This window comes from Microbacterium sp. MF43 (assembly GCF_012847295.1).
Classification (GTDB): domain Bacteria; phylum Actinomycetota; class Actinomycetes; order Actinomycetales; family Microbacteriaceae; genus Microbacterium.
Map to the genome: position 1 here is coordinate 122,776 of NZ_JABBDY010000001.1, position 24,928 is coordinate 147,703.

The 24,928-nt window shown below is 71.3% G+C and carries 25 protein-coding genes and 1 pseudogene; 15 read left to right on the forward strand and 11 right to left on the reverse strand.

From position 1 onward, the window contains the following. Window positions 1–22: 22 nt before the first annotated feature. Window positions 23–562, forward strand: a complete 540-nt coding sequence (locus tag HF323_RS00535; protein WP_169580634.1) for a YaeQ family protein — start codon at window positions 23–25, stop codon at window positions 560–562. Window positions 563–568: 6 nt separating this feature from the next. Here the strand turns inward: HF323_RS00535 and panB are convergent, their stop codons facing one another. Genes panB through HF323_RS00550 form a run of 3 tightly spaced genes read right to left on the reverse strand, consistent with a single transcriptional unit; the run spans window position 569 to window position 3,077 of the window. Continuing rightward, entirely contained in the window at window positions 569–1,480 is a 912-nt protein-coding gene (panB, locus tag HF323_RS00540) for a 3-methyl-2-oxobutanoate hydroxymethyltransferase (RefSeq protein WP_169580635.1), read from the reverse strand. After that, the gene (gene panC / locus HF323_RS00545) at window positions 1,477–2,328 is read right to left on the reverse strand and encodes a pantoate--beta-alanine ligase (RefSeq protein WP_169580636.1); all 852 of its coding nucleotides are present in this window, start codon (window positions 2,326–2,328) and stop codon (window positions 1,477–1,479) included. The genes panB and panC overlap by 4 nt, the downstream gene beginning before the upstream one ends. Then, window positions 2,325–3,077, reverse strand: a complete 753-nt coding sequence (locus HF323_RS00550; protein WP_169580637.1) for a DUF2520 domain-containing protein — start codon at window positions 3,075–3,077, stop codon at window positions 2,325–2,327. Before HF323_RS00550 ends, panC begins: the two co-directional genes overlap by 4 nt. 145 nt (window positions 3,078–3,222) lie before the next feature. Here HF323_RS00550 and HF323_RS15560 point away from each other — a divergent pair, with 145 nt between their 5' ends. The 8 genes from HF323_RS15560 to HF323_RS00590 all read left to right on the forward strand — a co-directional run bounded on the left by HF323_RS15560 (window position 3,223) and on the right by HF323_RS00590 (window position 10,557). Then, the gene (locus tag HF323_RS15560) at window positions 3,223–3,780 is read left to right on the forward strand and encodes a potassium channel family protein (RefSeq protein ID WP_211160174.1); all 558 of its coding nucleotides are present in this window, start codon (window positions 3,223–3,225) and stop codon (window positions 3,778–3,780) included. Between the two features lie 49 nt (window positions 3,781–3,829). After that, window positions 3,830–4,111 (forward strand): DUF6412 domain-containing protein, encoded by a 282-nt coding sequence (locus HF323_RS00560; RefSeq protein WP_169580638.1) that lies wholly within the window; start codon window positions 3,830–3,832, stop codon window positions 4,109–4,111. A 97-nt stretch (window positions 4,112–4,208) separates the two neighbouring features. Then, a complete protein-coding gene (yidC, locus tag HF323_RS00565) occupies window positions 4,209–4,958 on the forward strand; it encodes a membrane protein insertase YidC (protein WP_169580639.1) in 750 nt (249 codons plus the stop codon). A 54-nt stretch (window positions 4,959–5,012) separates the two neighbouring features. Continuing rightward, window positions 5,013–5,699 (forward strand): potassium channel family protein, encoded by a 687-nt coding sequence (locus HF323_RS00570; protein ID WP_169580640.1) that lies wholly within the window; start codon window positions 5,013–5,015, stop codon window positions 5,697–5,699. A gap of 187 nt (window positions 5,700–5,886) precedes the next feature. Then, complete coding sequence (locus HF323_RS00575; protein WP_169580641.1) at window positions 5,887–6,885, forward strand: pyridoxal-phosphate dependent enzyme; 999 nt, start codon at window positions 5,887–5,889, stop codon at window positions 6,883–6,885. Beyond that, a complete protein-coding gene (locus HF323_RS00580) occupies window positions 6,882–8,042 on the forward strand; it encodes a cystathionine gamma-synthase (RefSeq protein WP_169580642.1) in 1,161 nt (386 codons plus the stop codon). Before HF323_RS00575 ends, HF323_RS00580 begins: the two co-directional genes overlap by 4 nt. 31 nt (window positions 8,043–8,073) lie before the next feature. Next, a complete protein-coding gene (locus HF323_RS00585) occupies window positions 8,074–10,113 on the forward strand; it encodes an NAD(P)-binding protein (protein ID WP_169580643.1) in 2,040 nt (679 codons plus the stop codon). Between the two features lie 117 nt (window positions 10,114–10,230). Beyond that, a complete protein-coding gene (locus HF323_RS00590) occupies window positions 10,231–10,557 on the forward strand; it encodes an ATP-dependent DNA ligase (protein WP_169580644.1) in 327 nt (108 codons plus the stop codon). Between the two features lie 203 nt (window positions 10,558–10,760). On the opposite strand, the pseudogene HF323_RS00595 reads toward HF323_RS00590, so the two are convergent. After that, a pseudogene (locus HF323_RS00595) lies at window positions 10,761–11,051 on the reverse strand (hypothetical protein); the annotation flags it as partial. A gap of 10 nt (window positions 11,052–11,061) precedes the next feature. Then, on the reverse strand, window positions 11,062–11,709 hold the full coding sequence (locus HF323_RS00600; RefSeq protein ID WP_169580645.1) for a TetR/AcrR family transcriptional regulator: 648 nt from the start codon (window positions 11,707–11,709) through the stop codon (window positions 11,062–11,064). Window positions 11,710–11,815: 106 nt separating this feature from the next. Here HF323_RS00600 and HF323_RS00605 point away from each other — a divergent pair, with 106 nt between their 5' ends. Further along, on the forward strand, window positions 11,816–12,622 hold the full coding sequence (locus HF323_RS00605) for a sugar phosphate isomerase/epimerase (RefSeq protein WP_169580646.1): 807 nt from the start codon (window positions 11,816–11,818) through the stop codon (window positions 12,620–12,622). Further along, complete coding sequence (locus HF323_RS00610) at window positions 12,622–13,752, forward strand: Gfo/Idh/MocA family oxidoreductase (RefSeq protein ID WP_169580647.1); 1,131 nt, start codon at window positions 12,622–12,624, stop codon at window positions 13,750–13,752. Before HF323_RS00605 ends, HF323_RS00610 begins: the two co-directional genes overlap by 1 nt. A gap of 204 nt (window positions 13,753–13,956) precedes the next feature. On the opposite strand, the gene HF323_RS00615 is transcribed toward HF323_RS00610, so the two are convergent. The 4 genes from HF323_RS00615 to HF323_RS00630 all read right to left on the reverse strand — a co-directional run bounded on the left by HF323_RS00615 (window position 13,957) and on the right by HF323_RS00630 (window position 17,756). Then, window positions 13,957–14,592, reverse strand: coding sequence for an NADPH-dependent F420 reductase (locus tag HF323_RS00615; RefSeq protein WP_169580648.1), 636 nt, complete (start codon window positions 14,590–14,592; stop codon window positions 13,957–13,959). Between the two features lie 68 nt (window positions 14,593–14,660). Beyond that, window positions 14,661–16,076 (reverse strand): aspartate aminotransferase family protein, encoded by a 1,416-nt coding sequence (locus tag HF323_RS00620; protein ID WP_169580649.1) that lies wholly within the window; start codon window positions 16,074–16,076, stop codon window positions 14,661–14,663. 121 nt (window positions 16,077–16,197) lie between these two features. Then, window positions 16,198–16,500 carry a hypothetical protein gene (locus HF323_RS00625; RefSeq protein ID WP_169580650.1) on the reverse strand — a complete coding sequence of 101 codons (303 nt, stop codon included), beginning with the start codon at window positions 16,498–16,500 and terminating at the stop codon, window positions 16,198–16,200. Window positions 16,501–16,583: 83 nt separating this feature from the next. Continuing rightward, on the reverse strand, window positions 16,584–17,756 hold the full coding sequence (locus HF323_RS00630; RefSeq protein WP_169580651.1) for an ROK family transcriptional regulator: 1,173 nt from the start codon (window positions 17,754–17,756) through the stop codon (window positions 16,584–16,586). 132 nt (window positions 17,757–17,888) lie between these two features. On the opposite strand from HF323_RS00630, the gene HF323_RS00635 reads away from it, so the two are divergent. The 4 genes from HF323_RS00635 to HF323_RS00650 are packed head-to-tail and all read left to right on the forward strand — an operon-like array spanning window position 17,889 to window position 23,412. Then, window positions 17,889–19,193: an extracellular solute-binding protein gene (locus HF323_RS00635; RefSeq protein WP_169580652.1), complete on the forward strand. Its 1,305-nt coding sequence runs from the start codon at window positions 17,889–17,891 to the stop codon at window positions 19,191–19,193. A 1-nt stretch (window position 19,194) separates the two neighbouring features. Beyond that, a complete protein-coding gene (locus HF323_RS00640) occupies window positions 19,195–20,190 on the forward strand; it encodes a sugar ABC transporter permease (protein WP_169580653.1) in 996 nt (331 codons plus the stop codon). A gap of 1 nt (window position 20,191) precedes the next feature. Further along, entirely contained in the window at window positions 20,192–21,082 is an 891-nt protein-coding gene (locus HF323_RS00645) for a carbohydrate ABC transporter permease (RefSeq protein WP_169580654.1), read from the forward strand. Then, window positions 21,079–23,412 carry a glycoside hydrolase family 3 N-terminal domain-containing protein gene (locus tag HF323_RS00650; protein ID WP_169580655.1) on the forward strand — a complete coding sequence of 778 codons (2,334 nt, stop codon included), beginning with the start codon at window positions 21,079–21,081 and terminating at the stop codon, window positions 23,410–23,412. Before HF323_RS00645 ends, HF323_RS00650 begins: the two co-directional genes overlap by 4 nt. Window positions 23,413–23,426: 14 nt before the next feature. Here the strand turns inward: HF323_RS00650 and HF323_RS00655 are convergent, their stop codons facing one another. Then, complete coding sequence (locus tag HF323_RS00655; RefSeq protein ID WP_223169116.1) at window positions 23,427–23,744, reverse strand: hypothetical protein; 318 nt, start codon at window positions 23,742–23,744, stop codon at window positions 23,427–23,429. A 109-nt stretch (window positions 23,745–23,853) separates the two neighbouring features. After that, a complete protein-coding gene (locus HF323_RS00660) occupies window positions 23,854–24,861 on the reverse strand; it encodes a LacI family DNA-binding transcriptional regulator (RefSeq protein WP_169580656.1) in 1,008 nt (335 codons plus the stop codon). Window positions 24,862–24,928 lie beyond the last annotated feature (67 nt).

A 24,928-nucleotide genomic window follows, 5' to 3' on the forward strand; every position in this document is an offset into this window, starting at 1 on the left:
TGCGGCCCTAGGCTGGTCGCTTATGGCGCTCGGGGCGACGATGCACACCTTCTCGGTGCAGTTGGCCGACGTCGACCGCGGGGTCTACGACGACCTCGCGCTGCGGGTGGCGCAGCATCCGTCCGAGACGGCCGCATTCATGATGACGAGAGTGCTCGCGTACTGCCTCGAGTACGAGGAGGGCATCGCGTTCACCGAGGGCGTCGCCGCCACCGACGAGCCCGCGGTCCTGATCCGCGACGTGACCGGGCGGATCACCGCGTGGATCGAGGTCGGCGCGCCGGATGCCGACCGCCTCCACCACGGCAGCAGGCTCGCCGACCGCACGGTCGTCTACACGCACCGCGATCCCGCCAAGGTGCGCGCCGCGTGGACCGGCAAGCGGATCCACGGGGCCGACGCCGTTCGGCTGTACAGCTTCGATCCTGGATTCATCGACGCGGCAGCGGCCCTTCTGGACCGCCGCAACACCATGACGCTGTCGGTCACGGAGGGGCAGCTCTACCTGGAGCTGAACGGTTCGACGCTCTCGAGCACCGTGCACGAGCACGGTCTCGAGTGAGGTCGCTCAGGCGCGCTTGACCCGCGGCGGGGCGCTGGCGTCGAGGATCGCGCGCAGCCTCGCCGCCTCCTCGGCGGGCATTCCGTAGCCATGCTCCGGCTGAGGGTACGCACGAGTGCGCACCTCGCGGGTGTACGCCGTCACGCCCTCGATCATGGCGGAGCGCACGTCGGCGTAGCGCTTCACGAACCGCGCCGCGTGCCCGTCGTAGATGCCGAGGAGGTCGTGGAACACCAGCACCTGACCGTCCGTCGCCGGACCTGCGCCGATCCCGATCACGGGGACGCTCAGGCGCGGCATGATCGCCTCGGTCACCGCCGAGGGGATCGCCTCGAACACGATGGCGAAGCACCCGGCATCCTGCAGTGCCACCGCGCTCTCGCAGAGCGCGACGGCCTCCTCGGCGGTGCGTCCCTGCGCGCGGTACCCGCCGATCGTCGCCGCTGTCTGCGGCGTCAGCCCGACGTGGCCCATGACGGGGATCCCGGCGGCGACGATCGCCCGGGCGCGGTCGACCGACGATCCGCCGCGCTCGATCTTCACCGCGTCGCAGCCGGTGGTCTTGACGAAGCGCTGCGCGGTCGCGACGGCCTGCTCATCCGAGCCCTCGTACGAGCCGAAGGGGAGGTCGGCGACCAGCATCGGGCTCGAGAGGCCGCGCCGCACCGCCGAGGTGAGCATCAGCATCTCCTCGACGGTCACCGGCACGGTGCTCTCGTGGCCGAGCACGGTCATCGCCGCCGAGTCGCCGACCAGCACCATGTCGACGCCCGCCGCTTCGGCGATCTGCGCACTCGGGTAGTCGTAGGCGGTCACCATGACGATCGGCTCGGCGTTCGCCTTCTGGGCTGCCAGCCTCGCGAACGTCATGCGCGGACGCTCGGCGGGAGCGTCGGGGGTGCGGGTTCCAGCGCTCATGGTGCGGCCTCCAGGATGCGATTGTCGATGAGCCGGGCCGCCCCGACCCGCGCGGCGACGGCCAGCAGGGCCGGTCCGTCCACGCGGGCGAGCTCCCGCAGATCGTCGGGGGAGCGCAGCTCCAGGTACTCGGGTTCGATCCCGGCGGCGGCCAGGACCTGGGATGCCGCGCCGACGACGGCCGAGGCATCCGTCCGCCCCTCCGCCACCGCCTGCTCGGCGGCCCCCAGCGCGCGGTTCAGCGCGGTCGCCTGTGCGCGAGCGGCCGGGTCCAGGTAGACGTTGCGCGAGCTCATCGCCAGGCCGTCCGCCTCGCGGACGATCGGGCATGCGACGACGCGCACGGGCATGTCGAGGTCGCGCACGAGGCGACGGATGACGAGCACCTGCTGGGCATCCTTCTGCCCGAAGTACGCGTCATCGGGCGCGACCATCTGGAAGAGCTTCGTGACGACCGTGGCGACGCCGTCGAAGTGGCCGGGCCCGCGCGACGCCCCGTCCAGCACTTCGGTGATTCCGGCGACGTGGATCGTGGTCGCGAAGCCGTCGGGGTACACCTCGGCCACGGCCGGTGCGAAGAGCACGTCGACCCCGGACGCCTCCGCGAGGCGGGCATCGCGCCCCTCATCGCGCGGATAGCTTGCGAGGTCTTCGTTCGGCCCGAACTGCGTCGGGTTCACGAAGAGCGACATGACGACGAGGTCGTTGCGCTCCCGTGCCGCGCGCACCAGCGACAGATGGCCGTCGTGGAGGGCGCCCATCGTCGGGACGAGCCCGATCGAGGCTCCCCGAGCGCGCGCGTCGCGCACGGCGCGGCGCACGTCGGCGACGGTTCGGACGACTCTCATACCGGGGACTCCTCCGTTCGTGCGAGTGCGCGGGTGCGATCGCACAGTTCGTCGAACAGCGCGAGCAGTTCGGGCGCGTGTGCCGCGACCGCCTCACGCTGACGCGCGACGGTGGCCTCGTCTCCGCGGACGATGGGTCCGGTGAGCGCCGCGCGCGGTCCATGCTCGGCCCAATTCTCGACCGTGCCGCGCACGAGCGGAACCAGGTGCCTGCGGAAGTCGGCAGGAAGACCGGATGCCTCGGCCATCCGTTCTGCGGCGGCTTCCAGCGTCACGGCGAAGTTGGAGGCGATGGAAGCCGCGGCGTGGTAGCCGGCGCGCTGGGCGTCCGTGATCTCGAAGGGCTCACCGCCCACGGCACGGGCCAGGTCGGCGGCCACGGCGAGCGCTTCGGGCGACGTGCCGGCCACGGCGCAGCCGACGCCTCGGAAGGCGTCCGCGCCCTCACCACCCGTGAACGCGCGCAACGGGTGCAGGCCGAAGTCGACGCCCGCCTCGGCAAGGGTGGTCGCGCCGGAGGTGTGGCCGACGAGGGCGCCGTCGGACCGTACGGCGGCGGCGACCTCGGCGATCGCACGGTCCGGCACGGCGAGGAGAATCACCTCGGCGGGCGCGACAGGCGCGCCCCGGCCGACGGGCCCGGCCACCTCGTAGCCGGCCGCCCTCAACGCCGACGCGGCGGCACGGCCGACACGACCGGAGCCGACGACGCTGATGCGCGGGACGCGGTGGGGGTGCGGGGTGCTCATGGTCGTGCTCCGCGGGCGGGGTGCGGCACCCGTCGAGTATCCCACTGCCGCCCGCGGCCGGAGAAACCCGGAGCGAGTCACTCGGCGCGGGTGATGCATGGGCGCCGCGGAGCGGCCACCGTGGAATCCGAGGGGAGGAGGAGCCGTGTCGGAACCCCCGATCGAGCGACTGAGCCGAGCGCAGCGACGCCGGCTCGTCGCGTGGGGGCTCCTGCGCGCGCTCATCGCGGCCGTCATCCTCGTGACGCTGTACTTCGTGATCCCGCTCGACTGGATCGACGGGCTTTCGGTCGCTCTCGCCCTTCTCGTGGCGGCCGCGATCCTGATCGGGGTCTCGGTCTGGCAGGTGCTCGCGATCATCCGGGCCGGAGAGCCGGGGATTCGCGCCATCGAAGCGCTGGCCGTCATCGCGCCGCTCTATCTGCTCGTCTTCGCCGCCACGTACTTCCTCATGGCTCACAACGATCCCGCGTCCTTCTCGGCCGAGCTCGGCCGCATGGATGCGCTGTACTTCACGGTGACCGTCTTCGCGACGGTCGGTTTCGGCGACATCACGGCGGTCGGCGAGAGCGCCCGGGTGATCGTCACGGTGCAGATGGTCCTGAATCTGATCCTCCTGGGCGCCGGCGTGCGCCTGCTCACCATGGCCGTCAAGCACGGCCGCAGCGAGAAGGCCGGGGAGCCGCCGGCTGCCGCCGAATGACGGCCGAACGGCTCCGTGTTAGCGTGAGCGCGACCGAGAGGGGGACTGCGTGAGCGAGTGGGTCGACGCCGTTCTGCGCACGCTCCTCGAGGTCCTGGCCGGTGCGGCCGTCCGCGAGCCGGACGCGCTCGCCGTGGCGGTCTTCGCCCTCGCGGCGGTCGCGGTGCTGGTGCTCGCGGTCGCCCTGCGCGACGTCGCGCTGGGCGCTGCCGGCTCCACCCCGCACCCGCTTCGCGCGATCGACATCTCGGTCCAGCCGGCGCAGAGTCACCCGGATGCCGCCGGGCACTCGCGTCCGCGAGCTCCGGGGCTGGCGGTTCCGGCCGCCTGAGCCCGTTTCGCCGTCCGCCCGGGAGAGGGCGCTGCTCGGCGTTCCCGGTGCCCTGGTGGCCGCTTCGCCACCAGCTCACCGACCGAACGGACTCCCCATGGACCTCTACGCCTTTCCTCCCATCGCCTTCCTCCTGGAGGCGGCCTCCTCCGGACTCGAGCGGCTAGCCGATCTGCTGACCCCCCTCGCGGGCGACGCGGCGGCTGCGGCATCCGTCGTCCTCGTCACCCTCGTCGTGCGCGCCCTGCTCCTGCCCCTGGGCATCGCACAGGCCAAGGCCGAACAGGCGCGAAGTCGCCTGGCGCCGAGGCTTCGAGCTCTGCAGCGGCGCTACCGCGCCGATCCGGAGCGCCTTCGCCGCGAGACCATGGATCTCTATGCGACCGAGGGGATCTCGCCGCTCGCCGGATGCGCTCCGATGCTCGCCCAGGCGCCGGTGCTCGGCTTGCTCTACGCGCTGTTCGCCGTCGGGACGATCGCCGGCCACCCGAACACGCTGCTCGCGCAGTCGCTGCTGAGCGTTCCCCTGGGGACGAGTCTCGTCGCGGCCCTCGCGACCGGCGCCGCGACGATCCCGGTGCTTGCGGTGTCCGGTGGCCTTGTCGTTGCGATCGCCGCGGTCGCCGAGATCACCCGCCGCGCGTTTCGCGTGACGATCGCGCCGGGAGCGGATGCCTCGTCTCCGGGTGCCGGCGGAGTCGGGCGCGTCGCGGGCGCCCTGCAGTTCACCACGGCCGCCGTCGCGCTCTTCGTGCCGCTTGCCGCCGCGCTCTATCTGGCGACCACGGTCACGTGGACTCTGGCGCAGCGCCTCCTGCTGCGCCGTCGCTACCCGCTGACGACGTGAGCAGCGCGCAAGATCACCCCGCGCGGGTGGCGGGGCGGGTGCCAGAATCCCGCCATGTCCGCACCCCGCACAGAGCTCAAGAACACCGGATACGAGATCTTCATCGGCATCCTGTCGGTGATCTCGATCGTCAACCTCGTCCTCGTCTACGCGTTCGTGAAAGATCCGGGGCTCCAGCAGATCCTCAACGTCATGAATGCGCTCTTCAGCGCGATCTTCTTAGGCGACTTCCTGTACCGGATCTTCACGGCGCCGTCCGCCTCGGCGTACTTCTTCCGCCATTTCGGCTGGGCCGACCTGCTCGCCAGCCTCCCGTTCCCGCAGGCGAAGATCCTTCGCACCTTCCGCCTCGTCCGCGTGACCCGCCTCCTGCGGGAGGTCGGCCCGCGCGCGGTGTGGAGCACGATCACGCGGGACCGCGCGAACAGCGCGCTGCTGGTGCTGCTGCTCCTGGGCATCCTGGTGCTGCAATTCGGCAGCCTGCTGATCCTGCGGCTGGAGCAGTACGCCCCCGGCGCCAATATCACCAGTGCCTCGGATGCGCTGTGGTACACCATCGTCACCATCTCGACGGTGGGCTACGGCGACCAGTACCCGGTCACCGACGCCGGGCGGCTCGCCGGAACCATGGTGATCGTCACGGGCGTGGGCATCTTCGGCACCTTCACGGGCTATCTCGCGAACCTCTTCCTCGCCCCGCGGCGCAAAGAGGCGGCATCCGACACCGCCCCGCCGGAGTGAGCGCTGCTCGTGCGGCGGACGTGGGGGTGACGCGCGGGCGGGGAGATCGTCCGTGACGGGTGCGGCGGCCTCGGGCTAGACTTTCCGACGTGTTGACCTGTCGCTGTTGTCGCTGAGTGCCTCCGGCATCCCTCCGCGACCCCGACAGCAACCCCGCGCACCGCGCGGCGACACCGAGGACACATCCGTGCGTTACGCCGAAAGCGTGGCCGACCTCGTCGGCAACACCCCCCTCGTCCGCCTGAACCGCGTCACCGACGGCATCGCCGCGACGGTGCTCGCCAAGGTGGAGTACTTCAACCCCGGCAGTTCGGCGAAGGATCGCATCGCCCGCAACATCGTCGAGGCGGCCGAGCGCGACGGGCTCCTCAAGCCCGGCGGCACGATCGTCGAGCCCACGAGCGGCAACACGGGTGTCGGGCTGGCCCTGTTCGCCCTCCAGCGCGGATACCGAATGATCTTCGTCGTGCCCGACAAGTTCGCGGGGGAGAAGGTGGCGGTCCTGAAGGCGTACGGCGCCGAGGTCGTCATGACCGACACCAACGTGCCGCCGGAGGATCCGCGCTCGTACTACAGCGTCTCGGACCGGCTCGCCCGAGAGATCCCCGGCGCGTTCAAGCCGAACCAGTTCGCCAACCAGAACGGTCCGCGCGGGCACTACGAGACGACGGGTCCCGAGATCTGGCGCGATACCGACGGACGGGTCACGCACTTCGTCGCCGGGATCGGCACCGGCGGCACCATCACCGGCACCGGCCGCTTCCTGCGCGAGGCGTCCGGCGACAGCGTCCGCATCGTGGGGGTCGACCCCGCGGGCTCCCTGTACTCGGGAGGCCCGGTGCACAGCTATCTCGTCGAAGGGGTCGGCGAGGATTTCTGGCCGGAGACGTTCGATCCGACCGTCGTGCACGCGTACGAGCGGGTGGACGACGCCGAGGCCTTCGCGATGACCCGCCGCCTTGCGCGCGAGGAGGGCCTCCTCGTCGGCGGATCCAGCGGCATGGCCGCCGTCGGAGCGCTTCGCGTCGCCCGTGACCTGCCCGCCGATGCCGTCGTGGTGGTGCTGCTTCCCGACCACGGCCGCGGCTACCTCTCGAAGATCTACGACGACGAGTGGATGCGCTCCCGCGGATTCGACGTCGACGCCCCGCACGCTTCCGACCGACCCGAAGGACACCCTGCATGAGCGACCCCACCGCCCCCCGCGGCTTCGAGACGCGTGCCGTGCACGCCGGTCAGGTCTTCGACCCGACGACGGGGGCGGTGATCCCGCCCCTGCACTTCTCGACGACCTTCGTGCAGGACGGCATCGGCGGACTCCACAACGGCTACGAGTACGGCCGCAGCGGCAACCCCACGCGCACGGCCCTCGAGACCCAGCTCGCCGCGCTCGAGGGTGCCACGCACGGCCTCTCGTTCTCGTCCGGCCTCGCCGCCGAGGACGCGCTGCTGCGCGCGGCGCTCCAGCCCGGCGACGAGGTGCTCCTCGGCAACGACGCGTACGGCGGCACCTACCGGCTCATCGCGCGCGTCCTCGGCCCATGGGGCGTGAAGGTGCGTGTCGTCGACATGCGCGACCTCGGGGCCGTCGAAGCGGCGCTGCGCGAGCGTCCCGCGAAGATCGTGTGGGTCGAGACGCCGAGCAACCCCCTGCTGCACATCACCGATGTGGCCGGTCTGGCGCGGCTCGGCCACGCCGCAGGCGCGCTCGTCGTCGTGGACAACACGTTCGCGTCGCCGGCGCTGCAGCAGCCGCTCGCGCTGGGCGCCGACGTCGTGGTCCACTCGACGACGAAGTACCTCGGCGGCCACTCCGACGTCGTCGGCGGTGCGCTCGTGCTGAACGACGATGCCCTGCACCAGCAGCTGAAGTTCCTCCAGTTCGCGGTGGGCGCCGTGTCGGGTCCGATGGACGCGTGGCTCACCACGCGCGGAGTGAAGACGCTGGCGATCCGCATGCAGCGCCACAGCGAGAACGCGCAGGCCGTCGCGGAGTTCCTCGACGCGCACCCCAGGATCGCCCGCGTGCACTACCCGGGGCTCGCTTCGCACCCCGGGCACGCGCTGGCCGCGCAGCAGATGAGCGGCTTCGGCGGCATCGTCTCTGCGGAGCTCGCCGACGCCGCATCCGCTCGCCGTTTCGCGGAGTCCACTCGGATCTTCCAGCTGGCGGAGTCGCTGGGCGGGGTCGAGTCGCTCATGAACTACCCCGACGAGATGACGCATGCTTCGGTGCGCGGCACCGATCTCGCGGTCCCCGAGGAGCTCGTGCGGCTGTCGGTGGGCATCGAGAGCGTCGCCGACCTCATCGGCGACCTCGACCGCGCGCTCGCGGCCCTCTGACCGGCGGCCCGGAGCGACGTAGTCTCGGAGGATGAGCGCGAGTCCCGGCATCCCGTCGCCTTCTCGGAACCGTCCGGGGTCCGCGCTCGCCGCGCCCCTGCGCATCGGCGCGACCACCGTGCCGAACCGGATCATGCAGACGGCGCACTCCAAGCAGTACTCCGACCGGGTCGAGTCCGAGCGTGAGACGGCGTACTACGTTCGGCGCGCCGAGGGTGGCTGCGGCCTCTTCATCGCGGGCAATCACTTCGTGCACCCGTCGGGGTCGATCCGCGGTTTCCAGGATGCCTTCCGGCCCGAGTCGGTGGCCGCGAGCAGGCGCATGACCGATGCGATCCGGGATGCCGGCGCCCGCGTCTTCGTGCAGCTCAACCATCACGGCGCCCAGGCTCAGCCCGACCGGCCGGACGGCCCCGGCACCGTGTATGCCCCTTCGCGCATACTGTCGCCGTCGACCGCCCATGCGACCCGTGCGATGGACCGCGATGACATCGCCGCGCTCGTCGACGGCTGGGCGGTCTCGGCCGCGAATGCGCGCGAGGGCGGCTTCGACGGGGTCGAGATCCACATGGCGCACGGCTACCTGCTGCACCAGTTCCTCTCCCCGCTCTACAACGCCCGGACCGACGAGTACGGCGGCGATCTGGACGGCCGAACCCGCTTCCCGCGCGAGGTGCTCCGCGCGGTGCGCCGTCGCGTGGGCGACGACTACACCGTCGGCATCCGGATCGTCGCGAACGAGTTCCACCCCGACGGACTCGACGGCCCCGCGATGCGCGAGGTGATCGCGCGGCTCCGCGAAGAGGTGCGCATCGACTTCCTCGACCTCGCCGCCGGCGGCTATCACAACGTCCACTACGTCTTCCCGTCGTCTCCGATGCCGTATGCCTGGCTGCGTGACGACGTCGCCGCGGTGAAGGCGGCGAACCCCGAGGTGCCGGTCTTCGGTGTCGGCGCCGCCCGCTCGGTCGAGGAGGCCGAAGAGGTCGTCGCGTCCGGCCTCGCCGACATGGTGGCCCTTACGCGTGCGCAGATCGCCGACCCCGACCTCGGCCGGAAGCTGCTCGGCGAAGCCTCCGCGCAGGGACGAGGCATCCGTCACTGCATCCGCCTGAATCAGGGATGCCTCGGCCGCGGGAGCCGCGGACTGCCGATGTCGTGCACCGTCAACCCGCTCGCCGGGCGGGAGCGCGAGCGCGGCGAGCGCCCGCGCGCCGCCTCACCGCAGCGCTGGGTCGTCGTCGGCGGCGGGCCGGCGGGCATGCGCGCCGCGGTGGAGCTGGCGACCGACGGTCACGAGGTCACGCTCCTCGAGCGCACGTCGGGGCTCGGCGGGCAGCTGCGGCTCGCACGCCGCGTTCCCGGCCGGGAAAGCATCGGGCTGCTCGTGGACGACCTGGTGCGCGACCTCGATGCGGCGGGGGTGCACGTGCGCCTGGGTGTGGCCGCAGACGCCGAGCTGCTCCACGCGGTCGGCGCGGACGGGATCGTGGTCGCGACCGGTGCGGTCGCACCGGCGACGACGTCGCTCGCGCTCGGCGGCGCCTACCGCGTCGCTCCGGAGGCCGGCGTCACGGTCGACGCGTTCGCGGCGCTCGCCGATCCCTCGCGTCTCGGCAACCGCATCGCCGTCGTCGATGCGGACGGCACGGCCTATGCTGCCGGCGTCGTGCTGACGCTCCTCGGGGCTGTGTCGGAGCTCGAGCTGGTGACGCCGTTCGAGACGGCGTTCCCCCATGTCGGCGCCGGGTACGACCGTCCGCTCCTGCTGGAGCGGCTGGCGGCGCACGGCGGGTTCCGGCGTCGCCCGTCGCAGCTCGTCGAGGCCGCAGGTCGCGGATTCATCGTGGCGAGCGACACCCTCACGGGCGAATCGATGCGGTTCGAGGACCTGGATGCCATCGTGGCCGCCGAGCCCCGCTCGGCGGTGGGACTCCCAGGTCTCGACGGAGCCGCTCCGCGCGTGGTGACGATCGGTGACGCCTACGCCCCCCGCACGATCGACGCCGCGATCTTCGAGGCGGTCGAGCTGGCGTACGACGTCGCCGGCCTCTCGACCTTTCGGGGCTGACCGGGGGATCGTCTCTCCAGCGCTCATCGATCTGATCGCGGGCTGTCCTCGGGCGAACGGGTGCTCCCGCTCCACGCGTCGTTCGCACCGCGGTGGCATCGGGCCTATGCTCCTCGCATGGGCCGGTTCATCTACGACACGTCCGCGAATGCCGTCGACATCGACGATCGCACGCTGGCGCACCTTCGCATCGTCGTCATGAACAAGCTGCGCCGTTCCGAGCCCTTCATGTTCGACGTCGAGGTCGGAGACGGCAGCGGGCGCCGCAGCTTCTGGATCCACCCGTCGGTGCCGTTGCAGTTCCACTTCTTCGGAAGCCGGATGCCGCGCATCAACCGGCTCTGGGTGGAAGAGCTGATGCAGGCTGCGAGCGGGCCGGCAGGACTGACGATCCTCCCCGAGCCTGCCGAAGAGCCCTCCGCCGAGGCTGCGCACGCCGGTTGACCACGCGCCGGAGGGAGCGGAGTGTCCCGGTCCGGCCAGCTCGACGATCCGGTTCAGTCGGTCGTCGGGATGTCCTTCGCCGTGACGTCCTCGCCGGCGACCGTCAGCCGGTCGACCTCGAGACTCTCGACCTCGACGCTGCCGAGGGAGAAGTCGGCTTCGGCGCCGTCGCCGACCACCGGCACCGGCCCGGTGTCGAAGTGCTCGGCGACCAGGGTGATCCCGCCCGAGGAGTTCGCCGAGTTGGCGAGGTCTTCGATCCACTCGCGGCTGAGCTCGGTGGGCTCCGGGTCGTCGAACACGAAACGCAGCGGGATGGACGGATGCAGCCAGATGGTGCTGCGACCGCGAGCCTGGTCGTCGGGGTGCCGCCAGGAGACGGTGAAGCTCTCATCGCGGCGGAGCTTCGTCGCGATCACGACCTTGAGATGCGCCAGTGCGCGGTCCTCGATGTGGATCGGCGTGCCCGACCCTCCGTAGTAGATGGTCCCCACGGGGCTCAGCCTAACCCTCGGGCGCGGTCAAGGGGTCGTGCGGTGCGAGAAGGCGCGCCAGCAGGTCGAGCGCCTCGCTCTGGGGGACGGACTCGTCGAGCATCCATTGCGCCTGGAGGCCGTCGGACGCCGCGATGACGAGCGACGCCACGGCGTCCGGGTCGACGTCGGCGCGCAGCCGTCCGGCGGCCTGACCACGTCGCACCCGATCGACGAGGTCGGCGCGCACGCGGGCGAAGCGGTCCGTCGCGAACCGCGTCGCGTGGGGATGCCCGTCCTCGAGTGCCGCCGCGACGAGGGTCGAGTACAGCTGCACGAGACCGGGGACGGCGTGATTGCGCCGAGCCGACTCCGTCATGATGTCGACGGGCGACGCATCGATGCTGTGCGGATGCTCCTCGCCCTGCTGCCGCTCGGCCTCCTTGTACACCTCCACGAGCAGGTCCTCGCGAGAGGTGAAGTAGTGCGTGAGGGCCGCGTGCGAGACGCCGAGCTCCTGAGCGATCGACCGCAGACTGGTACCGGCCGAGCCCCGGCGCGCGAACACGTCGATCGCGCGATCGAGGATCTGTCTGCGACGCGCGAGCCCCTTGGCGTACGGCCCGCGGGTTCGCGGCGCGCTGTCGTCCTCGGGGGAGGGGGACGCGTCGTCGGGCATGGTGAGATCCTAGCCGAACAAAAACCTCCGAGTGGAGGTTTTGTGCTAGCTTGCTGGAATGCGCCCGCCGGGTGCACGTCATCGTCGACCGCCGAGGAGAGGTTCCATGTCGGCACTCACATCCGTTCAGCTGTTCACCGTGAAGGACGCTCTCGAGTCCGACCTCGACGGCACGCTCGCCGAGGTCGCCCGCCGCGGCTTCACCGCCGTCGAACCGTACGACTTCGTGCGCCGGGCCGAGCCCCTCGCCGCCGCCCTCTCGGCGCACGGCCTGACGGCACCGACCGGCCACGCCTTCCTCGCCTCGACCTCGTTCGTGAATCCCGACGGCAGCGGCACCCAGGTGCCGGTGGCGACCCACGACGAGGTCTTCGACGCCGCCGAGATCCTCGGCATGGGCACCGTGATCGACCCGTACACCGAGCCGGCCCGCTGGGAGACGCGTGAGCAGATCGAGGAGACCGCCCGCCTGCTCAACGCCGCCGCCGAGCGCGCGGCCGGTCGGGGCCTGCGCGTCGGCTACCACAACCACGCGCACGAGCTCGAGGCCCGGTTCGACGGGGTGAACGGGCTCGAGCTGCTCGCGGACCTCCTCGACCCGCGCGTCGTGCTCGAGGTCGACCTCTACTGGGCGGCGCGCGCCGGAGTCGACTCGGCTGCGCTGCTCGAGCGTCTCGGCGCCCGCGTCATCGCGGTTCACGTGAAGGACGGCACGCTCGACGCCGAGGCGATCACGGCCTATCCGCCCGCCGATCAGGTGCCTGCCGGAAACGGGAACGTTCCCCTCGAAGCGGCGCTGGACGCGGCATCCGCCCTCGAATACGCCATCGTGGAGTTCGACGCCTATGCGGGCGATCTGTGGGACGGGATCGAGCAGAGCCGCCGGTTCCTCGACGAGCGGGCGGCCCGCTGATGGCGGCCCCGGTCGGCGTCGGCCTCATCGGCGCCGGAAACATCAGCGACCAGTACCTCACGAGCCTCACGCGGTTCCCCGACGTGAACGTGCTCGCGATCGGCGACGTCCTCGAGGACCGCGCGCGCGAGCAGGCCGAGAAGTACGGCGTCCCGCGGTCCGGCGGCGTCGACGTCGTCCTCGGCGACCCCGACATCGAGATCGTGGTGAACCTCACGATCCCGGCCGTCCACGTGGAGGTGTCCGAGGCGATCATCGCGGCGGGCAAGCACGTGTGGACGGAGAAGCCCATCGGCGTCGATCGCGCGTCCTCGCTCGGGATGCTCGAGAAGGCGGATGCCGCGGGCCTGCGTGTCGGCGTCGCGCCCGACACCGTTCTCGGGCCGGGGGTCCAGACCGCCAAGCGCGCGATCGCGCGCGGCGACATCGGACGCCCGCTGTTCGCGCAGACGACGTTCCAGTGGCAGGGACCGGAGATCTTCCACCCGAACCCCGCCTTCCTCTACGCCGTCGGCGGCGGACCACTGCTCGACATGGGGCCGTACTACGTCTCGGCACTCATTCACGTGTTCGGGCCGGTCGCCGCCGTCGCCGCGCTCGGCCTCAAGGGATCCGAGTCTCGCGCAGTGCAGGTCGGGCCGCAGGCGGGCGAGCAGTTCCCGGTCGAGATCCCCTCGACGGTGTCTGCTCTGGTCCAGTTCGAGGAGGGCGGCCAGGCGCAGAGCCTCTACAGCACCGACTCCCCGCTCCTGCGGCACGGCGTCGTCGAGATCAGCGGCACCGAGGGAACACTCGTCATCCCCGACCCGAACACGTTCGGGGGAGCGATCACGATCACGCGTCCGCTGAAGGAGGCCGTGGTTCCGCCCGCGCCCGTCGTGCAGGAGGTGCGGGACGTGCCGCAGGAAGGCGTTCTCGCCGGGCGCGGACTGGGAGTGCTCGACATGGCCCGGTCGATCCGCGCCGGACGCCCGCACGTGGCGACGGGGCGATTCGGCTACCACGTGCTCGACACGCTGCTCTCGATCGAGGAGTCGGTCGAGAGCCGGTCCTTCGTGCCGGTCGAGAGCACGGTCGATGAGGTCGGCTCGCTGCCCGCCGACTTCGATCCGTTCGCCGCCACCCTCTGACGCGATTCGTCTCGCTTCGCCCGCCCAGCGGCCGGGCGGGGTGTTGCCCGGCTCATCTGCGGGAGGTCGGCTCATCTGTCGAGCCGACGGCTCACGGATGAGCCGACGAAGCCTCGGCGGGCGCCGCGCAGGAGTTCGGCGGTGCCGGCAGGCTGCCCGGGTCGCTGAGCGGGGAGCGAAGCGACGAGACGAAACGCGTCCTGATCAGCGAGTCGCGCGCGCGAGGTTCGCCTCGAGCTCGGACTTCGTCTGCGCCACGACGTAGGCCGGCTGGTCGCGCTCCACGCGCCAGCTCTCGTCCACCGGCCCGATGTCGACGGTGTCGAAGCCGAACTGGTCGTAGAGCTCAGCGACGAAGGCCGAGGCATCCGCGTGGTCGCTGGCCGTCGCGAGCGCGCGGCGTCCCTCGGTGCCGGCGGGCGCACCGGTCGTCAGGATGTCGCCCGACATGATGTGGTTGAACGCCTTCGCCACCTTCGACTCGGGCAGGTGCTCCTGCAGGAGCCCCGTCGTCGTCGCGCGCTTCTCGTCGAGCTCGGCGATGCGGCCGTCGCGCTCCCAGTAGTAGTTGTTCGTGTCGAGGACGATCTTGCCGGCGAGAGGCTCGACGGGCACGTCCTGGTAGGCCTTGAGCGGCACGGTCACGATGACGACGTCGCCGGATGCCGCGGCATCCGTCACCGTCCCGGCCGTGGCGCGCGCACCCAGCTCGGCGACGAGCGCCGTCAGCGTCTCGGGACCGCGCGAGTTGCTGATCACGACGTCGTACCCGCGGTCCACCAGGCCGCGCGCGAGGGTCGATCCGACGTGTCCTGCTCCGATGATTCCCACTGTGGTCATGCCGGGGGTGAACGCGAAGACGCCCGCCGGGAATTCCCGACGGGCGTCTTCCTGAGTCTCAGGGAGACTCAGAGCCTGGTCCAGGCCTCCGTCAGCACGGAGCGCAGGATCTGCTCGATCTCGGTGAACTCCGCCGGTCCGATGGTGAGCGGCGGTGCCAGCTGGATGACCGGGTCGCCGCGGTCGTCGGCGCGGCAGTAGAGTCCCGCGTCGAAGAGCGCCTTCGAGAGGAACCCGCGCAGGAGTCGCTCGGACTCGTCGTCGTCGAAGGTCTCCTTCGTCGCCTTGTCCTTGACGAGCTCGATGCCGAAGAAGTACCCGTCTCCGCGCACATCGCCGACAATCGGCAGGTCCTTCAGCTGCTCGAGCGACGACCGGAAGAGCGGCGAGTTCTCGCGCACGTTCTCGAGCAGTCCCTCGTCTTCGAAGATGTCGAGGTTCTCGAGCGCGACGGCGCTGGAGACCGGGTGGCCGCCGAACGTGTAGCCGTGGTAGAACGCGCGGTCGCCGTGGGCGAACGGCTCGTAGATGCGGTCGCTGATGACGGTGCCGCCCAGCGGCGAGTAGCCGCTCGTGACCGCCTTGGCGAACGTGATCATGTCGGGCTGGTAGCCGTAGGCGTCGCACGCGAACATGTGGCCGATGCGCCCGAACGCGCAGATGACCTCGTCCGATACGAGCAGCACGTCGTACTTGTCGCAGATCTCGCGCACGCGCTGGAAGTAGCCCGGAGGCGGCGGGAAGCAGCCGCCGGAGTTCTGCACCGGCTCGAGGAAGACGGCCGCGACCGTGTCGGGGCCCTCGAACTGGATCATCTCCTCGATGCGGTCCGCCGCCCACACGCCGAACTCCTCGAGGCTGCCGGTGGGCGCCCCCATGTCTTCGGCGCGGTAGAAGTTCGTGTTCGGCACGCGGAAGCCGCCCGGCGTGAGCGGCTCGAACATCGACTTCATCGCCGGGATGCCGGTGATCGCGAGCGCGCCCGACGGTGTGCCGTGGTACGCGACCGAGCGCGAGATCACCTTGTGCTTGGTGGGCTTGCCCTGAAGCTTCCAGTAGTACTTGGCGAGTTTGAACGCCGTCTCGACGGCCTCTCCGCCGCCCGTCGAGAAGAAGACCTTGTTGAGGTCGCCCGGCGCGTAGCCGGCGATGCGGTCGGCGAGCTCGATGGCCGCCGGGTGCGCATACGACCAGATCGGGAAGAACGCCAGCTCCTCGGCCTGCTTGGCGGCGACCTCGGCCAGGCGCTTGCGGCCGTGGCCGGCGGCGACGACGAAGAGTCCGGCGAGGCCGTCGATGTAGCGCTTGCCCTGCGAGTCCCAGATGTGGTGGCCCTCGCCCTTGACGATGATCGGGACTCCAGGCCCCTCGGTCATCACCGACTGGCGGGCGAAGTGCATCCAGAGGTGGTCCTTCGCCATCTGCTGCAGTTCGGCCTCGCTGCGAGCGGGGCGTCGGGTCACGGATTGCGCGGTGGTGGACATGGAACTGCCTTCCGTCGGGCTTTTCCCCGACGATACCCGCGCGCACGCGCGGCGGCCATGACGGTTCGTCCGGTTCGCCCGGCGGATGCGGCGGACCGTCCGCCGCCGCCTCGGGCCGCGCTCAGTACTGCGCGTCCGGCATGGGCGACGACGGCGCGGGCGTCGTCGGGTCGGGCGTCGGGGCCGGGGGCTCGGGCGTGGACGGCTCGGTCGGCGAGGGGAACGTCGGCTCCTCCGGATGCGGCGCGAGCGGCTCGTCGGGCGTGGGCGGGTTGGGCTCGGCGGGGAACGGCGAGGGGTCCTCGGCGGGGATCGCGGGCTCCGGCCTGCCCGGCACCGTGCCGGGCTCGGTCGTCGGGTCGCCGGGGATCCCGGGGTCGCCAGGTGCTCCGGGGCCGCCGGGGAACGTGTTCGGATCGCTCATGAGAAGGACCTCCTGCGTCCAGCGTGCGCCGGGTCGGGGCATCCCTCACCCCGCTTGACCCCGCGGATAGGGCGGTGTAACGGTCAGGCGGCGGGGCCGGTCGGATCGGCGAGCAGTCGCTTGAACGCCGCCTCGGCGGCGCCGATGAGCAGGCGGTCCTCGGCGAGGGAGGCGACGCGGATGTCGAGCCCCTCCATGTTCGAGGGCATCGCCTGCGCGCCGACGGCAGCGGTGAGCCCGGCGAGATCGATCGACGCGAGCGTCGCCAGGAACCCGCCCAGCACGACGACGGACGGATTGAGCACGTTCACGGCGTTGGCCAGAGCTGTGGAGAGGATGCCTCGCTGCCGCGCGACCTCGGCGGTCACCGCGGGTTCTGCCGACGCGGCGAGTGCCTCGGCCAGCGTCGGCTCGTCGGCGGCTCCGAGTCCGACGGCGTCGAGGAGGAGCGCGCGGCTCACCTCGTCCTCGAGCACGCCGCCGTCGGCCCGCCGGTCCGACTCGGACTGGATTCCCGGGCGGTTCTGGCCGAATTCGCCGGCATAGCCCCCGGCGCCGGCCACCGGCATCCCGTGCACGATGAGGCCGCCGCCGATGCCGCTCGCCCCGCCGTTGAGGTAGACGACGTGATCGATGCCGCGCGCCGCCCCGTAGAGGTGCTCGGCGAGTGCGCCGAGGCTCGCGTCGTTGCCGACCACGGTGGGCAGCCCCGTCGCCGCGGCGACCAGGTCGCGCACCGGCGCGTCTGTCCACAGCAGGTGGGGGGCGTTCCGTACGAGGCCGTCGGCGGCCCGCACCAGTCCGGGGACCGCGAGCCCGACTGCGACGATGCGCGCGCCGGTGAGCGGCCCGGCGCGCCACTCGCCGATCCGCTCCGCCACCAGGGTCGCGGTCTCGTCGGGCGTGAGCAGGTGGTCGATGTCGATCCGCTCGCGCAGGACGAGCTCGCGGTCGAGGCCGACCGCGGCGAGGGTCAGCGCGTCGACTTCGGGATTGACCGCGATCGCGATGACGCCGGGAGCGATCGCGACGACGGGGGACGGCCGGCCCACCCTTCGGGACGGGTCGGGCGCACGCTCTTCGACCAGGCCGAAACGGGCGAGTTCCGACACGAGGTCGGCGATCGTCGAGCGGTTGAGGCCCGTCGCCTCGGTGAGGGCCGCGCGCGACAGAGGGCCCTCGCGATGCACCAGCCGAAGAAGCCGAGCCAGATTGCGCTGGCGCACGCCCTCGGCGGAGGCGGCCTGATCGTTCACGCCCCCACTGTACGGCCGGGCGAGGCATCCGCCCCGGATTTGTTGCTCTTGACTCGAAATGTCGGGCGACATACTCTTGCACCGTCCACATCACTTTCGACGAAGCAGTCGAAACTTTCGAGAGGTTCGAGGATGAACACACGCAGCAGGACGCGGATCGCCGCAGGACTCGCCGCGACCGCCCTCGTCATGGGTGCGCTCGCCGGCTGCGCCGGCTCCGGCACCGACGGGGGCGAGGGCGAGGGCGACGGCGAGAACGTCACCATCACCTGGTGGCACAACGCCACCTCGGGACCGATGCCCGCCGTCTGGGAGGAGGTCGCCGCCGAGTTCGAGGCCGCCAACCCCGGTGTCACGGTCGAGCAGACCGGCTACCAGAACGAGGAGCTGCAGCGCACCCTGATCCCCAACGCCCTGGCCGCGGGCGACCCGCCGGACCTGTTCCAGGTGTGGCCGGGTGGCGAGCTGCGCGACCAGGTCGAGAACGGGTACCTCATGGAGCTCGACGAGGCGATCCCCGACACGATCGAGGCGGTCGGCGCGACGGTCAACCCCTGGCAGGTCGGCGGGGCCACCTACGGCGTCCCCTTCACGTTCGGCATCGAGGGGTTCTGGTACAACACCGAGCTCTTCGAAGAGGCCGGCGTCGAGGTGCCGACCACCCTCGACGAGCTCATCGATGTCGTGGGCGAGCTGCGCGACGCCGGCATCACGCCGATCGCCGTCGGCGCGGGCGACAAGTGGCCGGCCGCGCACTGGTGGTACCAGTTCGCCCTCCACTCCTGCTCTCCCGAGGCGCTGCAGGCCGCCGAGAGCGAGTACGACTTCTCGGACGAGTGCTTCGTCGAAGCCGGTGAGCAGCTGCAGGACTTCCTCGCGATCGAGCCGTTCCAGGAGGGCTACCTCGGAACGCCGGCCCAGACCGGTGCGGGCAGCTCGGCCGGTCTCGTCGCCAACGGGCAGGCGGCCATGGAGCTGATGGGCCACTGGAACGCCGGTGTCATCGGCGGCCTCACCCCCGACCAGGAGATCCCCGAGTTCCTCGGCTGGTTCCCGTTCCCCGCGATCGAGGGCTCGGACGGAGACCCGACCGCCGCGCTCGGCGGCGGGGACGGATTCGGATGCTCCGCCGAGGCGCCCCCGGAGTGCGCCGAGCTCCTCGCCTACATCATGAGCCCCGAGGTCCAGGCCACGTTCGCCGCCAGCGGTTCGGGCATCCCCACCGTGGCCGAGGCGCAGAGCGCACTCGAGGACCCCAACCTCAAGATGGTCGCCGAGGGCCTCGCGGCCTCGTCCTTCGTGCAGCTGTGGCTCGACACCGCCTACGGCACGACGGTCGGCAATGCCATGAATGAGGGCATCGTCAACCTCTTCGGCGGCAACGGCACGCCCGAGGACGTCGTCACCAAGATGGAAGACGCCGCAGGCACGCTCTGACATGACTGCTCTCCTCACGCCCGGGCCCGCGGTCACCGCGGGCCCGGGCCCCACCCCGGCCGCGCGCGAGACCCGCCGTCGCGAAGGACGCAAGCGCGTCGAGATCCTGCTCTTCGTCGCACCCGCCCTCGTGCTGTTCCTCGGGTTCGTGATCGTGCCCGTGATCCTCGCGGCGGTCTACAGCTTCTACAACCTCCCGGCCGCGTTCCAGTGGGACGATCTGGCCGACCCCGAGCGCTTCGTCGGCTTCGACAACTACGTGCGGGCGCTGACGACCCCGGAGTTCCTGCGAGCGATCGGCAACAACTTCTTCATCGTCGTGATGTCACTGCTCATCCAGGGGCCCATCGCGATCGGCGTCGCCCTGCTCCTCAACCGCCCGCTCCGCGGGCGTGGCGCCCTCCGGCTGCTCATCTTCGTCCCGTACGTGCTCGCCGAGGTCATCGCGGGTCTGTCGTGGAAGCTGCTGCTGCAGCCCAACGGCGCCGTGAACGCGATGCTCGAAGCCGTCGGTCTCGGCGCCCTCACCCGCAACTGGCTCGCCGACCCGGACATCGCGCTGTGGACGATCTTCTTCATCCTGACGTGGAAGTACATCGGCTTCGCGATCCTGCTGTTCCTCGCCGGTCTGCAGGGCGTGCCGGACGAGCTCGGCGAGGCCGCCCAGCTCGACGGGGCTTCGTGGTGGCAGATCCAGCGCCACATCACGATCCCGCTCCTCGGGCCGACCATCCGCATCTGGGCCTTCCTGTCCATCATCGGTTCGCTGCAGGTGTTCGACATGGTGTGGGTCACCGTCGCGCCGACCGTGCGCGGCATGGCCACCGAGACCATGGCGACCTACATGGTGCAGCAGGGCCAGTTCGCCGGGCAGCCCGGCTACGGCAGCGCCATCGCCGTCATCCTCTTCCTCATCTCGCTCGTGGTCGCCCTCGTCTACCAGCGCCTCGCGCTGCGTCGTGACCTGCGGGGCGCCCTGACCAGTGGAGTCCGCTGACATGTCCGCCACCACCACGATCGTGACCGGATCGCCCCGCGCGGCCGAGCCCGCCGGGCGCCGCTTCGACTGGGGGCAGCCGTTCGTCTACCTGGTCGCTCTCGTCATCGTCGCCGTCGCCGTCGGCCCCGTCCTGTACGTCTTCATCGGCGGCTTCCGCACGACGGCCGACCTGAACGCGAACCCGGCCGGCATGCCCGACCCCTGGACGATGCAGAACTGGGCCGCCGTGCTCGGCGCCCCCCGATTCTGGGGCAACGTGCTCGCGAGCACGCTCCTGGCCGTCGCGACCACCGCCGGCGTCGTCATCGCCGGGATCATGGCGGCGTTCGTGATCGCCCGCTACAGCTTCCGCGGACGCGAGGGGCTCTACACCCTCTTCGCCGCCGGCCTCATGTTCCCGCTGACGGTCGCCGCGCTGCCGCTCACGCTCATGCTGCGGACGATGGGACTGCACGGCACCTACCTCGGCGTCATCATCCCGGGAATCGCCTTCGCGCTGCCGACGACCATCATCATCCTCGTCCCGTTCCTTCGGGCGATCCCCGACGAACTCGAGGAGGCAGCCGTGATCGACGGCGCGACCCGGATCGGGTTCTTCTGGCGCATCCTGCTGCCGCTGTCCAAACCCGGACTGGTGACGGTCGGGATCCTCGCGTTCGTCGGCAGCTGGAACGGCTACCTGCTTCCGCTGCTCGTGATCAGCACCGGCACGCTGCCGCAGGAGTTCTGGCCGCTGCCGCTGGGGGTGACGCAGTTCTCGTCGCAGTACTCGCAGGACACCGGTGCCGTGCTCGCGTACACGTCGCTGGCGATGATCCCCGCGCTCGTGTTCTTCCTCGCCATGCAGAAGCAGATCGTCGGCGGCCTCACGGGGGCGGTGAAGGGATGACCGCATCGGCACGCGTCGAGGACCTCATCGCCCGGATGACGCTCGAGGAGAAGATCGCACAGCTGTACGGCGTCTGGGTCGGCGCCTCCGACGAGGGCGGCGACGTCGCGCCGCACCAGCACGACCTCGACGACGCCGTCGACCTCGACGCGCTCGTGCCGCAGGGACTCGGGCAACTCACGCGCCCGTTCGGCACGAAGCCGATCGACGCCGCGATGGGCGCGGCATCCCTCGCCCGCACGCAGGAGCGCATTCGCGCGGCATCCCGATTCGGCATTCCGGCGCTCGCGCACGAGGAGTGCCTCGCGGGCTTCGCGGCGTGGGGCGCGACCGCGTACCCGGTGCCGTTGTCGTGGGGCGCCACGTTCGACCCCGCGCTCGTCGAGGAGATGGCGCGGCGGATCGGCGACGACATGCGCTCCGTCGGCGTGCACCAGGGCCTCGCGCCGGTGCTCGACGTCGTGCGCGACGCGCGCTGGGGCCGCGTGGAGGAGACCATCGGCGAAGATCCGTACCTCGTCGCGACCGTCGGCACCGCGTACGTCCGCGGTCTCGAGTCGTCGGGCATCGTCGCGACGCTCAAGCACTTCGTGGGCTACTCCTCGTCGAAGGCCGGCCGCAATCTCGCCCCGGTGTCGATCGGCCCGCGCGAACTCGCCGATGTGCTGCTGCCGCCGTTCGAGATGGCGGTGCGCGAGGGCGGCGTCCGCAGCGTCATGAACTCCTACACCGACGTCGACGGCGTGCCTTCCGCGGGAGACCGGGCTCTGCTCACGGGGCTGCTCCGCGAGGAGTGGGGCTTCGAGGGCACGGTCGTCGCCGACTACTTCGCGATCGCGTTCCTCAAGCTCCTGCACGGCACGGCGGAGACGTGGGCGGATGCCGCGGCCCAGGCGCTCGAGGCGGGAATCGACGTCGAGCTTCCGACCATCAAGACCTTCGGCGAACCGCTGCGGCGTGCCGTGAGCGAGGGGATCGTGGACGCGGGACTGATCGACACCGCGCTGCGCCGGGTGCTCGCGCAGAAGGAGCAGCTGGGCCTTCTCGAGCCGGAGTGGTCCGCCGTTCCCACCACGCTCGCCGGGAAGGACCTGGCCGACCTGGATTCACTCCGCGGCAGCGTCGACCTCGACCCGCCCCGCAACCGCGCGCTCGCCGCCCGGCTGGCCGAGGCGGGCATCGTTCTCGTCCGCAACGACGGCACGCTGCCACTCGGAGCGCCGGCGTCGATCGCGGTCGTCGGCCCCAACGCCGACGACCCGTACGCGATGCTCGGGTGCTATTCGTTCCCGGCGCACGTCGTGTCGCAGCATCCGGGAGTCGACCTCGGCATCCGCATCCCCACCCTCCTCGACGCGCTGCGCGAGGAGTTCCCGGCCTCGGCGATCACGCATGTCGCCGGGACGACGGTCGACGGCGGGGAGACGGACGGGATCCCGGATGCCGCGGCAGCCGCCGCCGCGTCGGATGTCGTCGTGCTCGCGCTGGGCGACCGGGCGGGGCTGTTCGGCCGCGGCACCAGCGGTGAGGGGTGCGATGCGGAGTCGCTCGAGCTCCCCGGCGCGCAGCAGCAGCTGGTCGATGCGATACTCGACACCGGCACGCCCGCCGTCCTGGTGCTCTTCGCGGGGCGCCCCTACGCACTGGGGCGGGCGACGACCGAGTCGGCCGCGGTGGTCGAGGCGTTCTTCCCCGGCGAAGAGGGGGGCCCGGCCGTCGCCGGCGTGCTGAGCGGGCGGGTGAATCCGAGTGGACGGCTGCCCGTCAGCATCCCGGCGACGCCCGGCTCGCAGCCGACCACCTACCTCGCGGCGCCTCTCGCGCAGCGCAGCGGCGTCTCGAACGTCGATCCGACGGCCGCGTTCCCCTTCGGTCACGGCCTCGGCTACGCGGGGTTCGAGTGGGACGGCTTCGCGGGCGATGTCGCGGAGGTCCCCGTCGACGGCGAGGTGCGGCTGCAGGTGCGCGTGCGGAACGCGGGCGAACGGACCGGTACCGAGATCGTGCAGCTCTACCTGCACGATCCGGTGGCCTCGGTCGTGCGGCCGGTCCAGCGCCTCGTCGGGTACGCCCGCGTCGACCTCGCCGCGGGCGACGCCGCCGAGATCCGCTTCACCGTGCCGGCCGATGTCACCTCGTTCACCGGCCGGGACGGCCGCCGCATCGTCGAGCCGGGCGACGTCGTGCTCAGCGTCGGGCGGTCGAGCGGCGACCTCTTCTTCTCGCACACGGCCCGCCTCACGGGCGCGGTGCGCCGCGTCGATCACACCCGGAGGCTCCATCCCGACGTCGCCGTCGTGCCGGTGCAGGCGGGTGTCCCCGTCGGGTGATGCGGGCCGCCGAGCTAGGGCGCGGGCGGGTCGTGCGGGGCGATCCTGGCGACGGCGGTGGCGAAGTCGAGCGTCTGCAGCACCTCGACCGCGCGGGCGTAGCGGGTTCCGGCCAGCACCACGAAGACGGCGCCGGCGACGTCGATGAATCCGACGGTGCTGCCGTGGACGGTCACCTCGTACCGGTCGATGTCGACTCGGTCCCACCGGACGGCGGAGTCTTCGGGCGCAGGCGGCTCGGGACGGCGTGGCGGCAGCTCGCGGAGGGTCCGGATGGTGCGTGAGCGCAGCGCGCTCCTCCGCGCGGACGGGGCGGGCCTTTCGAGAACCATGAGCACCACTCCTCTCCTCCGTCCGTCGATGATCCCGCGCGGGAAGGCGCGCACGCGGGTCTTGACTCCGCGAGGGGCGGTGGATTAGAGGCCGTCATGCGGCGTCGGCTCAGCTGCGGGGAGGGGCGGTGCTCCCGCGCACCACGAGATGGGTCGCGAGGTCCATGCGCAGCGTGTCGACGGTGGCCCCCTCGGCCAGGCGCAGCGCCAGGCGCGTGGCCTCTTCGCCCATCCGACGGAGAGGCTGGTGCACCGTGGTCAGCTGCGGGCTCATCCAGCGCGCGAGCGCGATGTCGTCGTAGCCCACCACCGACAGGTCCGCGGGCACGCTCAGCCCGGCGGCGGAGCCGGCGGCGATCGCGCCGAGAGCCTGCAGATCGCTGCCGGCGAAGATGGCGGTCGGCGGATCGGGGAGCGCGAGCAGCTCGCGCGCGTGGAACTCGCCGCCACCCGGATGGAAGTCTCCGAAACGGATGAGCGCGGGATCGATCGGCAGTCCGGCGGCGTTCATGGCGGAGCGGTAGCCGTCGACGCGGGCGAGCGAGCACATCATGTCTTCGGGGCCGGTGATCGCGGCGACGCGGCGATGGCCCAGTTCGATGAGATGACGAGTGGCCATGAGACCGCCCGACCAGTTCGCCGAACCCACCGACGGCACGTCCGGGGACGGGTCGCCCGCGGGGTCCACGATGACGAACGGGATGCCTCGCGAGCGCAGCTTCTCGCGGTAGCGCTCCTCGATGTCGGAGAACACGAGCACGACGCCGAGCGGGCGACGGCGGAGCACCCCGTCGATCCAGTCGGCCGACGGGGCGTGCCGGTCGCCGCTCACCGTGAGGACGACGGAGAGTCCCGCTGCGTAGGCGACGTCCTCGACGCCCTCGATGACCTCCATCGACCAGCTGGGCTCGAGCTCATGGAAGACGAGCTCGACGAACTCGCTGCGCTGCGCGGACGTGCGGCGCTGGTAGCCGTGGCGCGCGAGGTGCTCTTCGAGTCGGGCCCTCGTCGCCGGGGCGACATCGGTTCTGCCGTTGAGCACCTTCGACATCGTCGCGAGCGACACCCCCGCCTCGGCGGCGATCTCTGCGAGCGTCACTCGGGCGGAGTCGACCATGCGTCGATGGTATCGCCCGAAACTATCGACGTCGTGCCGGTATCTCTCGGACGCATCCCCGCGATCG